Source organism: Stieleria tagensis (assembly GCF_024129865.1).
In the GTDB taxonomy this organism is placed as follows: Bacteria; Planctomycetota; Planctomycetia; order Pirellulales; family Pirellulaceae; genus Stieleria; species Stieleria tagensis.
The window spans coordinates 61,624-74,612 of the sequence record NZ_JAMYFE010000028.1 but is presented as its reverse complement, the minus strand read 5'-3'; the positions used below and the strand labels follow the sequence as shown (position 1 = coordinate 74,612).

The 12,989-nt window shown below is 57.5% G+C and carries 10 protein-coding genes; 3 read left to right on the top strand and 7 right to left on the bottom strand.

The genetic code is table 11. The features are described 5' to 3' along the window. Window positions 1-313 precede the first annotated feature (313 nt). Complete coding sequence (locus tag NHH03_RS05540; protein ID WP_253154758.1) at window positions 314-2,233, top strand: hypothetical protein; 1,920 nt, start codon at window positions 314-316, stop codon at window positions 2,231-2,233. A 30-nt stretch (window positions 2,234-2,263) separates the two neighbouring features. On the opposite strand, the gene NHH03_RS05535 is transcribed toward NHH03_RS05540, so the two are convergent. The 5 genes from NHH03_RS05535 to NHH03_RS05515 form a co-directional block, all read right to left on the bottom strand. Continuing rightward, window positions 2,264-4,048 (bottom strand): tetratricopeptide repeat protein, encoded by a 1,785-nt coding sequence (locus tag NHH03_RS05535; protein WP_253154757.1) that lies wholly within the window; start codon window positions 4,046-4,048, stop codon window positions 2,264-2,266. Between the two features lie 85 nt (window positions 4,049-4,133). After that, a complete protein-coding gene (gene kdsA / locus NHH03_RS05530; RefSeq protein WP_253154756.1) occupies window positions 4,134-5,003 on the bottom strand; it encodes a 3-deoxy-8-phosphooctulonate synthase in 870 nt (289 codons plus the stop codon). 88 nt (window positions 5,004-5,091) lie between these two features. Then, window positions 5,092-5,697, bottom strand: coding sequence for a lysophospholipid acyltransferase family protein (locus NHH03_RS05525; protein WP_253154755.1), 606 nt, complete (start codon window positions 5,695-5,697; stop codon window positions 5,092-5,094). A 45-nt stretch (window positions 5,698-5,742) separates the two neighbouring features. Further along, complete coding sequence (locus NHH03_RS05520; protein ID WP_253154760.1) at window positions 5,743-6,858, bottom strand: glycosyltransferase; 1,116 nt, start codon at window positions 6,856-6,858, stop codon at window positions 5,743-5,745. A gap of 91 nt (window positions 6,859-6,949) precedes the next feature. After that, window positions 6,950-7,876, bottom strand: a complete 927-nt coding sequence (locus tag NHH03_RS05515; RefSeq protein ID WP_253154754.1) for a polysaccharide deacetylase family protein — start codon at window positions 7,874-7,876, stop codon at window positions 6,950-6,952. 285 nt (window positions 7,877-8,161) lie between these two features. On the opposite strand from NHH03_RS05515, the gene NHH03_RS05510 reads away from it, so the two are divergent. Both NHH03_RS05510 and NHH03_RS05505 read left to right on the top strand, forming a co-directional pair. Continuing rightward, a complete protein-coding gene (locus NHH03_RS05510) occupies window positions 8,162-9,088 on the top strand; it encodes a hypothetical protein (protein ID WP_253154753.1) in 927 nt (308 codons plus the stop codon). A 147-nt stretch (window positions 9,089-9,235) separates the two neighbouring features. After that, entirely contained in the window at window positions 9,236-9,856 is a 621-nt protein-coding gene (locus NHH03_RS05505) for a PEP-CTERM sorting domain-containing protein (RefSeq protein WP_253154752.1), read from the top strand. 899 nt (window positions 9,857-10,755) lie between these two features. Here the strand turns inward: NHH03_RS05505 and NHH03_RS05500 are convergent. Then, window positions 10,756-12,060 carry a tetratricopeptide repeat protein gene (locus NHH03_RS05500; RefSeq protein WP_253154751.1) on the bottom strand — a complete coding sequence of 435 codons (1,305 nt, stop codon included), beginning with the start codon at window positions 12,058-12,060 and terminating at the stop codon, window positions 10,756-10,758. Window positions 12,061-12,163: 103 nt separating this feature from the next. Next, window positions 12,164-12,925 carry a 5'/3'-nucleotidase SurE gene (gene surE, locus NHH03_RS05495; protein ID WP_253154750.1) on the bottom strand — a complete coding sequence of 254 codons (762 nt, stop codon included), beginning with the start codon at window positions 12,923-12,925 and terminating at the stop codon, window positions 12,164-12,166. Window positions 12,926-12,989 lie beyond the last annotated feature (64 nt).

The following is a 12,989-nucleotide window of genomic DNA, read 5'->3' as shown; positions in this document are numbered from 1 at the left end:
CGTGAGCGAAGCTGCACGACCTCCAATCGGGAGAGTGAATTTCATAAGCGCAACTTCAAAACGCGTCAGCGAGGGATCCCGTCAACACGCGAAATCCCTCGCTCAGGCATCGCGTTTGCGATCAGAGCACAGCCCGCAATGTCCCGCCTGAAAGTGATGAAGTGCGTTGCAGAGCCGTTCACTTGCCTGTAGTCTATAGACCTTGTTTGTCTTGGACAAGACGGTTTTTGATCGATGGTCACTGCTGAAATGATCTTGTCGCGACATCGTTTGGTCCGGTTGCTACTTGCCCGCTCTAAAGGAACCGAGTGTCATGAAACATTTCGTCGTTGTCGGACTGGTCTGCGTGCTGTGTTCCGTTTGGGTTGTTGCCGAACAACCGCAGCAGCAGAATCACGCTGGCATTTCCGAACAGCAGCTGATTGCGATACGCGACGGCTATCACGAACGCGTGTCAGATTTGTTTCGTCCGCAACAGGGGAAGCCTCTGGTGCGAGGCAAAATTCATCGCAGCAATGGAGGTGAGCGACCCGATGGCGTTGGGCGTTTTGCCTATTCCCTGACTGAGCATGCTGCGGTCAACCTGTGGCATCATCAAGACATCGACTCGGCCAATGTTGCGCTGGCGGAATACGGGACATTCTTTATCGAGCATCCCGAAACGATCTATGACCGCGACAATTTTCACTGGCATTCCGAGGCCGCGCTGCGATTGATCGACTTCTTCGGTCGTCACGGTACAAAAGAACCGGGACTGATCACGGTGGAAACCGAGGATAAAGTCATGGAGGCGGTTTGGCTGTATTGCAAGCGCAGGCAACAAGACCAAACGCGATACAACACGAAATCGGAAGCCGACACGGACCTGTCACAAACGTGGTACATCTACGAATCGGAAAACCATCATGCACAGAGTTTCTGTACGCTGTGGCACTTTGCCAAACTGGCCAAGGAGTTGCCGGGGTTTCAAGATCGCAAGTATGACGATGGACGCAACGCAGACGCCCACCACGCGGCCTGGAACGAATACCTAAAAACCTACTTTGCCGAGCGCGCGAAGAAGGGCATGTTCATTGAAATGATGAGCCGAGACTACAACCAGAAATCGTTGAAAGGAATGTTCAACATTTACGATTTCGCTGGTGACAAGGAATTGCGTCGTCGCTGCGGGCTGTTCATCGACCTGTATTTTGCGTATTGGGGGCAGGAGCAAATCGACGGCATTTCCGGCGGTGGCAAGTCGCGAATTTATTCGGATATCTCGCCGTCTGCATCGGAGTTCGGATATTTGTTTTTTGGAGTCGGCGAAGAACCGCGATTCAATAGCACGCTGATTTCGTCGATGACCACCGGTTATCGACCGCCGCTGGTTGTGGTCGACATCGTTTGCGATGTACAGGGCAGAGGCGTTTACGAAGTGTTGCAACGCCCGCTCGGTTTGGCGGCATCGGGATTCTATGAACCCCCGATCTACCACGTCCGAACCGATGTTGGCGGGATTGTCAGGTATTCGTACTGCACGCCTGAATTCATCGTCGGTACCGCGATGTACGAGGCGCGGCCGCGGGAAGATTGGACGCTGATCAGTTCCCAGAATCGGTCGCGCGGAGTGGTCTTTGCAGGGAACCCCGTCGCGGGGATCTATCCCCGTTGTGAAACCGACAACAACAACCGCGCTTACAACACCAATTGGTCGGTGCAACGAAAGGGGACAATGATTTGCCAAAAATTGAAAGCCAACCAACGTGGCGGTCGGATGCGAGTTTGGGTTGGAGCTGATGGGCTGAGCGAACCCGTTGAGGAAAACGGTTGGTGGTTCACAGAGTCCGAAGGCGCGTACGCGGCAATTCGAATTGTGACCGGTGGTTACCACTGGGAAGACCCAGAACGCAGATCGAAAGGTCGCTGGCTGTATTGCGACGACGAGTATTCACCGGTGATTCTTGAAGTGGGTCAAAAGTCCCACTTCCAATCGTTTGATGATTTTCGATCGAAAGTGAATGGCACGTCGATGAAATTCAGCGACAGCCTGCTTCACTACACGGGTCTCTACGGTGACCGTTTTTCGTTCTACACAGATTATTCGAAAGCGCCAACGATTAACGATGTCCCGGTTGACTATGCGCCACCCAACGCATTTGAAAGTCCGTTTTTAAACGCAGTCTGGAACAGCGGCGTCGTGCAGATTCAAAAGGGAGCGAGAAAACGGACGTTGGATTTCAACGGCGAGTGACTGTTTAACTGACACTCGTCGACGCGGCGACTACGGAGCGGTTTGGTTTTCCAACAAGCGGGCGCGAATGCGGTTGCCGTGTTCTTGGGGTTCGTCTTCGCGTTTGTAGATCTCGATCGCTTGATCGGTCTTGCCTAATGCTTCGACGACGCGTCCCAGGTTATAGCGTGCGGCGGGAATCCAGTACGACTGTTGGTCTTCGTCCAGGACACGTTTTTGCAGCCAACCCTCGGCGGTTTCCAGGCGACCGTCATCGGCCTGCAACAGACTCAACCAATACGTTGCGGTGCGTTTCCCCAGCCGCATCATGGTTTGGATCTGGGCGATTTGTTGTTCAAACTGTTGGCCGTCAACCCCCAGGTCACGTCGCCGAATTCCGTAGGCAGCTTGCAGGTCGACGTCGATCCGCAAATCTTCGATTTCAAATTCGGGCGAACGCTGTTCCAAGTACAGTTTCCGCGCCCCAGGCTGGCTTTCATCTTCACTGTCGGAGAACTGTCCGACCAAATGTTGCCAACGGCCTTGAGAGAGTTTTTTAGCCATCTCGTAGTCGGCATCTAGCATGGCCCAGCGGGCGAAATACCAGAACGCAAACACCGGATCGCGCTGAGCGTGTTGGTCACAGGCGACTTTGTAGATCTCCGATAGCAACGGGACCTGCCACAGTCGCACACTGCTGATACCGGTGACGGCATCAAACTGCTCGGCCATCTGGTCGGCATCGACATAGACGTTCATCCGCCGCTCGCCGGTCAGACCCGATTGCAGTTGTTGCATCCGCGGGCTAATGGTTTCCGGCAATAGGGCCAGCAGCGCGACACATTGCTGGACATCTTCTTTTCGGATCGGATAGGTGAATTGATCCAGGCCGGCGATCCCCAAACGACGCAGGATCACAGCATCGCTTCGTGCTTGGCCGAGTGTGGCAATGCCGACTTGGTCCGGTCCGGGGACAAAAATACCCAGGCGAGGTTCGAACAGATAGATTTCGTCGGCGATCAGAACGCCGACGCAAAATGGCGTCAGTTCCCCACTGGTGCCATCAATTGTTGCGATCATTGCCGCGGGTATCTCGGCCTGGAGACACAGTTGAATGAAGACGTCGGCACGTTGCAGACCGTCGCCGGTGCCTCGCATCAGGCATTGGTTGTTGGTCTGGCGATAACCGGCGCCGCGAAAGGTCATTCCGAATGGCAGTTCTGGTCCGGGCGGCGCTGGCATTTGCTGTTGATCCAGCTCCAGCGCGATATTGCGAACGGTCCAATCAAACAGGCGTGTCGCGGTTCGCAGTTGATCGGCGGGGATCTGCCCGAGTTCTTTGGATTGTTGTTTCAGCCACTCGGCTAACAACGCGTCGTCGTGCTGTGGCGTGTCGACCCAGTTGTACAATTGCTGATAGAGATAACTGTCACGCAAGTGATTGGAATCACTGGGCTGAAATGTCAGGCTGCCGATGCGTGATTCCAATTGCCGCTCTGGCAAAATATCGCGAATCGTCTTGACCAGTTCCGGCACCGTCGCTTTGCTAGGCGGTTTGGTGTCGCTCCAGCGGTTCAGGTGATACGCGATCTGGCGTTGGGCCCGTTTGGGTTCCAGTTCGATGAACTGTCGCAACAGGGCAAACGTCTCGGCCAGATGATCTTGATGCGATTGAGACTGTTGTTTGGCCTGGCGTCGACTCTGGATCTGTTGCGCCAGTTTGGAATCATTTCGGCATCCCACCAGTGCCAGTGTCGTGATCAGCACGACCAAGCCGCCCCAGCAACGGCCGGATTGTCCCGCCGTTTGTCCCGCAGCGACGCAACGCCTAGGCACGCAGCGCCTAATCACTGAGCGCCTAAGCACTGAGCGTTGGGGGCAGTCGTCCGGATTGGAGAGATCGGTATGAAATCGAGTTCGCTTAAACAGTGCCATTCAATTGGCCAACGGATTGGATCGTGTGTCGAATCTGGAGCAAGCGATCGATCATCCCCGCGAATTGATCGAGCGGCACCATGTTGGCACCGTCGCTGGGGGAGGTTTCTGGGTCCGGGTGGGTTTCAAAAAAGATCGCGTCGATACCGATTGCTACGGCGGCTCGGGCCAATGGTTCGACCATTTCACGGTTTCCACCGGTCGATCCTTTCCCGGAACCGGGGCGTTGCACGCTGTGGGTGGCGTCGAACACAACCGGAACGCCCAATGACCGCATAATGGGCAATGATTGCATGTCATTGACCAATCGGCCGTATCCAAAAAACGTTCCTCGCTCGCACAGCATCACACCGCCGTCACCGGCCGCTTGGGCTTTGTCGACCACGTACTGCATGTCTTCGGGGGCCATGAATTGGCCTTTTTTGACATTCAACGGTTTCCCGGTCTGGGCGGCAGCGACGATCAAATCGGTTTGCCGGGCCAAAAAGGCCGGGATTTGCAGCAAATCACAAACCTCAGCCACCGCTTGGGCCTGATCGGGCAGGTGAATGTCGGTGGTTGTTGGTAATCCGCTGGCTTGGCCGATGCGGCGCAGCATTTCCAGGCCCTGATCCAGACCGGGGCCACGGGTGGCACCGGCGCTGGTGCGGTTGGCTTTGTCGAACGAGGCTTTGAAGACGACGTTGACGTCGTTTCGTTGATTCAGTTCCGCCAACACCGCGGCGATTTGCTGTGAGATTTCATCGGATTGCAGCACGCAGGGACCGGCAATCAGTAACAGCGGTTGGCCAGCGCCGCACTGATAGGGACCAACGGAAACTGGGGAAACAGTGCTGGGGGAGGTTGGATTGCTCATGTCGTGAAGTTTCGACGATTCGGCGATCGACCGCAATCACAGTCAGTGGGAAATCACACCGCCCCATCACATCGCCTAGGCAGCACCGTTATTCTTCCTTCAATGCCTGGACGGCCTGGCGGGCGCGTTTGAGAAAGGCCTGTTTCGGTTCGCCGGATTCCAGGAAAATCGGTGGTCCGATCGTGATGCAGCTCAACAAGGGCACCGGCAACACTTCGCCGCGCGGCAGGATGCGATTGACGTTGTCGATGTAAACCGGCACCAATTCCAGATCCGGTCGCTTTTTACCCATGTAATACAAGCCGCTTTTGAATTCCCCCATTTCTTCGCCGGAACTGCGGCCGCCTTCGGGAAAGACGATCAGCGAATAAATGTCGCCCATCTCTTCCAGCATGATGTCGATCGGGCTGCGGTGGACTTTGATTTCTTTGCGATCGATCAACAACGCGTTGAAGCTGGCTGCCATGTGTGGCTTCAGCCAGCCGCTTGACCAATAATCCTTGGCAGCGACCGGTCGCGTGATCGCACGCAATTCGCGCGGCAGCGCCGACCATAACACCACCGCATCGAGATGGCTGGTGTGGTTGGCAAAATAAATGCGTTGGCAAGTGTCCGGCTGGCAATCCACCCAACGCACGGTGAAGCCGCTAAACAGCTTGGCCAGCAGGACGATGACATGACTAGTGAGGGTCATAATCGGAAGTCTACTAGCCCGCCGCCGTCTTGCGAACCTAGTGCATCATCCAGACTCAGATTGGGAGTTGGCCGCGACCCGGTCGTACAACGTCGTCAGCAATTGCTCGTAACCGGATACCATTGATTCCAGCGAGCCCGTGTCCAACACCCGCCGTCGACCCTGGGCTCCGCAGCGGATTCGCTGGGGGGTGTCGGATAACAACTGGTCAATGGCATCGACCATCGCGTCCAGGTCTTGGGAGGGGAACAATCGCCCGGTCTGCCCCGGAATGATCGACTCCGAAACGGAGCCGACGTCCGACGCCACGACCGGAACCTGGCACGCCAAGGCCTCCAGGATCGAGACCGGCGACGCCTCGTTCAGCGAACAAAGGGTGAACAGATCCAGCGCCGCGACCAATCGTGGCGTGTCATGGCGCGTTCCCAATAAAATCAATCGGTCAGCGATGGACAATTCTGCGGCAAGGGATTGAATCGTTTCTTTTTCCGGTCCGTCACCGACGATCACCCAGTGCAGGTCCGGGTGTCGCCCCCGCAGTCGGGCTGCCGCGCGGACCAACAACGAATGATTTTTTTCGCTGCGAAGTGCTGCAACAATTCCGATCAAAGGCGTCTGGGGGGCCAGTCCCAGTTCGCGGCGCACATCGTCACGGTGATTGTCCACCTTTTCGTCGCTCGGCGAGAAACGTTGACAGTCCACGCCATTGCGGATCACGCGGACTTTGTGTTTTGGAAACCGTTCGTATTGCGACAGGAATTGGCCGTGGGAATCAGCCACTGCAATGAAGGAGTCGGTCAACGGCGTCAGCGTTCGATTTAACCGACCAACACCATCAGGCCAGCCGGTGCTGTGCAGCGCCGATGCGATCACCGGCACTCCCGCCAAGTAGGCCGAGAGTCGTCCCCAAAACATTTTGTCGCCCGCGCCCACGGTGACCACGGCGTCGGTGCGGCGACGACGCATCAGACGCATCAATCGAGGTAGCACCGTCAGATCCCATTTGCCGCGCAGCAGGGAACTGTGCACGGGGACTTGGTCTGCGATCGATTCACCCAGCGGGCCGGGTTGTTTCAGGCAAATGAGTTCCGGCTGGATGAGCGTCGGATCAAGTCGCTGTAGCAGATTCACCAGCAGCGTTTCGGCACCGCCGACTGGCATACTGGTGATGACGAACTGACAGCGCAGGGGACCGATCAAGTGTCGTGGTGGGACGGGCCGCCACCAGCGTCGAAGTTTCATCAGCGGTTTCCTAGGGCGTGGCGCCGGGCAATTGGATGATTGCCGCGCTAGGCGAAAGTGGCGGTGCAGCGATCGGGGCTGGATCGGCCGCGCGGGGGCCTTCGGCGATCCGTTGGTAGCGAATCGTCGGTTCCGATCGCACCTTGCGTGGATCGAAACTGATCCAGTTGCGGAATCGATTGAAGTCACAGTCACCGTGAAAACGACGTAGATGAAACGCGTCACGGCCGGGCAGGTTGTAGCCGCCAAACGCGCTGCTGAAACCGTGCAGACCGGCGCGGTCGACGGCGGCTATCGCAGCGGCGGTCAGCTGCCGTGGCATCCCGAATGGAAATGCAAACTGTCGCACCGGGTGGCCGAGACGTTGTTCCAGTTCCGTTCGCGCCTGACCGATTTGCAGGTCCAATTCGGCCGCACAGTTCACGGTCGAAAAATCAATGTGGTCTCGCGAATGCAATCCAATTTCGATTCCTACATCGGCGAGTTCACGGATCTGACGCAAGTTGTTGACCGGCAACGGGCAGCCGCGTTGGCGATCGTGGGAAAACGGTTGTTGATGGATCAGGTTGCTGAGTGTGACAAAGTAAGTGCAGGGAATCTGTTTTTCCAACAACAGCGGCAGTGCAAAATCACAGTTCTCTGCGTAGCCGTCGTCGAATGTGAATGTCACCGTGGGTTGTCGGCAATTTCCTTGGCGAACCAGTTGTTGAACGTCGGCCAGTGATCGCGGTTGCAGATGTTGCAGGCAATGGTCGACGTGTCGAGCGAATCGGGCTCGCGAGATCGTCCATGGGTTGGGGTGACTGTCGGCGACACGGTGATAGAACGGGACCATCATCGGTGCCTGTCCGGCGGAAATTTGCTGTTGCAGACGACGCCGATGGAGCGGCCTGGCGAGAGTGAATCGAGCCTTTCGCAACAGACGCTGAACAGGCATGAGGTTCGAACCGGGCAAAGTAGGAAAACGACGGCAAATCACCTGCCACTGTCTGTTCTGTAGCTCATGCCCCGCTGGTGGGCGTTCGTTTCTGGTTAACCCCCGCTGGTGTAGAGGTGTCACCTCGTTTTCCGACCAGCTTTAACGATTTTGAGGAATTGGAGACGAAAACCAAACTTTTTCCACGGTTGGACTTTCGGCAAAATCCAGCGATTTGTTAAAGCCAACGTGAATCTACTTATTTGCATAGGCTTACCGATCATGCGACGCATCCGACTCCTCCCTTTGAACGCTGCCATCACGCCGCTGTTGGTCAGAGCACTCTTGATCACAGGCGTGGTTTTGGTCGTGAGCGGTTGCCGCAATACCACCAATACAGCGCTCAATCCGATGGGCGGATCATCGTCGTTGACTCCGCTCTCGCCCAACCAAGGCGGGGCGATGTTGTCGCCGTTGCAACCGACCTCGGGCATCGGCACATTCGGTGCCCCCACCCGGGTCGCACCGCCACCGACCGGAGCCTACTCCGCTCCCGGCGGTGCCTATGCGGCGCCACCGAGTAGCTTTGGGACGACGTCCAGTTGGACTCAACCACCGCCCAACAATACGTATAATTCGAGCCCCGGGTTTGCGGAATCCGCAGGCAATTTTGATTCCGGGGTTCGGCAAACCGGTTGGGTCGGCGATGCACCAGCCGGTCAAGTGCCACCCAGTGCCTACAACAATGGGTCCTACAACAATGGCGCCTACAACAACGGTTTTGATGCCGGCGCTCCCGCGCCGCCAGCCGCCAATCCGACTCCGGGGCCTCGCAGCGGCGGCATGCAGGTGATCGATTTGACGCAAGCACCCAATCCGCCAGGCTACACCCCACCGCGAAATCAGTCCGCACCGAGTTATTCGCCGACGGGGTATCCGGCCGCTGGCTACCCAGCTGCCGGTTACACAGGCAATGGTTATCCGCCCCCAGCCCCCCCCGCAGCTGCCCCACCGACCGCTGGTCAATCGGTGCCACTCGGCCAGCCGACCAATTCGACCTTTGTGCAATCGGGGGAGACGGGATTTGAAGCATCGCCATCCTCTGCCTACGGCACTGTCCAGACAGCCAGTCGTCCCGAAACAAGCGTGCTGCCGTCCACCGAACCCTACCCCGGAACTGCAACGCCGCCCGCCGACGAACTGCAATGGCGCCGCCCATCACCACGGTTTTAGGACCCCGGATCTTGTCGAATCGCGATCCAAGTTGGGCTCCAATTTGCTAGGTGCTCTCGATAGCCGCAGCTATACTGTCGCCGAGCGTTCACGTCGCTCACTCCTCAGTCGTAGCTCTTTTCTTCTCTTCGTAGCGGCGGTCACAAGATGGTGCGTGTCTTTCTATTGAGTGCCTTTGTTGGGCTACTATCGGTCAACGGGTTTGCGGATGTCGTGACACTGTTTGTCGACGACGAACCGGGCCTAGGGGAGGATTTGAGCAACGACTCAATGAACCCGACTCAGCTAGGTGTGTTGCCGGTGGGGCAAAGCCAGGTGCTGGGCGTGCTATTCAATGTTGAATCCGATAATGACCCTGATATCTTCACTTTCAATGTCGCCCCTAACCAAACACTCGATTCAATCACGGTTTCGATCGAAGGTGATCGACATTTCTTTGGACTAGACGCCGGCCCTACCTCAGTCGATCCCAATACGGGAAACGGCTCGGACTTATTGATCGCAGCGTTGATTGGTGGAAACACCGGGAATCTGTTGATCCCCGGTAACATCGATATTGATTATGGTGGCTCCGGCGTGACGACTCCACTTGGCCCGGGCGACTATACGATATGGATTCAGGAAACTGCAGTGGACGACTTGTATCCGTACACAGTTACCTTTGAGACCAGTGTCGCTGCGGTGCCCGAGCCATCCTCGTTGGCATTGTTTTGTATTGCCGGCGCCGTAGTGGGATGTCGGCGCAGGCGTCGCAAACCATTGGTCTAACGATCGTCGTTTCCGCAGCGACGGAGTCGCGACAATTGTTAGCCTGGGGTGAGCCTGCGAGCGTCAGCGCTGCAGTGCGAAACCCCAGGTTACCGGCGCACAATGCATGTCTTCCCCTCCGGGCTAATTTGGCGGCGTCGCCGCCAAATTAGCCCGGAGGGAATGTACGCGGCGAGGTTCTCGTGACCCCAGGCTATCATCTGCCGCGACTCCGTCGCTGAATGTGGGTGGCAATCTCTGTTTAACGATCGTCGTTTCCGCAGCGACGGAGTCGCGACAATCGTTAGCCTGGGGTGAGCCTGCGAGCGTCAGCGCTGCAGTGCGAAACCCCAGGTTCCCGGCGCACAATGCATGTCTCCCCCTCCCGGCTAATCTGGCGGCGTTGCCGCCAGATTAGCCCGGTGGGAATGTACGCGGGAGGTTCACGCGACCTGGGGCTGCGTCTGACTCGCTGAGGCGAGCCAGCCTGACCCCAGGCTATCGTCTGCCGCGACTCCGTCGCTAAACGTGGGTGGGCGGTGGCGGGGCTCGCAACCTATCGACTGCCGCGACTCCGTCGCTAAACGTGGGTGGGCGGTGGCGGGGCTCGTGACCTGGGGCTGCGTCTGACTCGCTGAGGCGAGCCAGACTGACCCCAGGCTATCGTCTGCCGCGACTCCGTCGCTGAATGTGGGTGGGCGGTGGCGGGGCTCGCAACCTGGGGCTGCGTCTGGCTCGCTGAGGCGAGCCAGCCTGACCCCAGGCTATCGACTGCCGCGACTCCGTCGCTGAATGTGGGTGGGCGCGGGAGGTTCTCGTGACCTGGGGCTGCGTCTGGCTCGCTGAGGCGAGTCAGCCTGACCCCAGGCTATCCTCTGCCGCGACTCCGTCGCTGTGAGGTGGGTGTCAGGCGCTGGCGATCAACGGTTGCTGTTGGCTGTTGCGGTGACGATGAATCCGCTGACGTCACGTCCTCGCTCTTTGCGCAGTGTTTGCGTGTCGAGGTCAACGATTGTCAGTCCTGCTTGCTTGATTGTTTGTTCAATATACGGTCTGGCATGCCGGTAGCGGCCATGCGGCTGCAACCAGAACGACTGGTCTTCGTTGTCATGTTGTTCGACGCTAAAGACCAATACACCATCAGGGCTTAGACACTGTGCTGCTTTGGATAACACGTCGTCCAATCGTCCGAAGTAACACAGTGTGTCGCCGGAAACGATCAGGTCGAATCGCCGGTCGCAGTGATCCAAAAAGTGTGTCAGTTCGTCTTCGTGCAATTCGTCGTAGCACGCCAGTCTTTCGGCTTGGGCCAACATGTCGGCCGACAAATCGACTCCGATCAAACGTTCGGCCAGCGGTCGCAAGACACCCGCGCATAGCCCGGTGCCACAACCAGCGTCCAGGACTTGCGCATCACAAAACGGAGTGTCCAGCAATTCGATCGACCGGCCGATCAACTCCGGGACTCGGTATTGGATCCGTGCCAGCTGAGTCTCATAGCAGTTCGCAAAATCTTGGTCAAACGTGTGACGCACGTAATCGTCGTCGCAGCGTTCGGGGGTGCCCTGGCCGGTGATCGAAGCCAACATGTGGCGGGCGACGGCGTTTTCCGGATCATGATCAAGCCATTGCTGCCACACTTCGGTGGCTTCGTCGTATCGCTCGACGTCGGACAGCGCGCGCCCCAAGTTTTCTCGGGCCGAAGAAAAGTCGGGGTCCAGTTCGATCGCACGACGAAACTGTGTGATCGATTCGGCAAAGTTACCATTGTCTTGCAACACGTTTGCCAAGTTGTAGAAGCCGACGCTTTCGTTGGGTAGCAACTCGATCATCTTGCGAAAGTGATCGATCGATTCGGCCGCTTGTCCGGACTCGTTCAAACTGTTGCCCAGGTTAGTTTGGGCTTCGACCAGATCGGGTTTCAATTCGATCGCCCTGCGATAGGCCGCGATCGATTGGTCGAATTGTTTCAGGCTTTGATGAGCCAGACCAAGGTTGTAGTGATAGTTGGGATTGGTCGGGGCCAGTCTGGCGGCCGTTGTAAAGCATTCGGCGGCCGATTCCAGGTCGTTTTGCCGGGCATGAGCGATACCGCATAGGTGCCATGCCCGAGCGTTGTCGGGCTGCTGCGAGATCGATTGGCGAAAGCCCGCAATGGCATCGGCCAGATCGCCGCGCTGCAAACAATCAATCGCCGCGTCCAGGGTGGAAGAAGACTCGTTCACGGGCAACTCGCTTTGCTTGCTGGGCTGAATGCCCGCATGACGGCTTTGGTTTCCGAATCGTTACGACTGCATCAGGATACCAGAGGCCGGGCGCCGCCGTGTTCTAGATTTTTAACCCCCAATCGGTCATCTGGTCGGTCAACGGATGGTTGGTCATATCGAATTGCAAACTGGTCAACGTCACATTTCCGTTGCGGAGTTCGGTGATGTCAGTTTTTTCCGCCGGCGGTTCGGTGGGTTGTTCCCACAGCGCCCAGTAGTAATCACGGCCGCCGGGGTCCTGGCGTTTTTCGTATCGGTTGCCGTACTGGGCCAATCCCATCGGGACGATTTGCAACTCGGCTGGCGATCGGGTGGCTTCGGTGGGGATGTTCAGGTTGAACAGCTTGCCTTTGGCTTCGGGGTGTTTGGCGATCCCGGCGACGATATTTTTGGCGATCACCGCAGCGGACTGATAATCGGCATCCGGATCGTACTCCAGCGAGACCGCGACACTGGTGGTGCCAAAGAACGCGCCTTCGATCGCGGCCGCCACGGTCCCGCTGTACAAGACATTGATGCCGGCGTTCAAACCGTTGTTGATCCCGCTAACGACCAGATCGACCGGGTTGTCACGCAGCAGTTCGGCAATCGCCAATTTGACACAGTCGGCCGGGCTACCCTCGACCGCCCAGGCCCAGTGCCGGCCATCGCGATGGATCGATTTGCTGACCAGGGGTGTTAAAAAGGTGATCGAGTGGCTGACGCCGGACTGTTCGGTAGCCGGGGCGATCACAATCACCTCGCCGAGTAGTCGCAGTTGTTGTTCCAGCGCAGCCAGTCCGGGGGCAAAAACGCCGTCGTCGTTGGTCAATAAGATTCGCATTGGCTGTTTCCTTGTCGTCCATGGGATTGGGTTGCGTCGGCGATCGCGCGTGCGACTGTCGCCC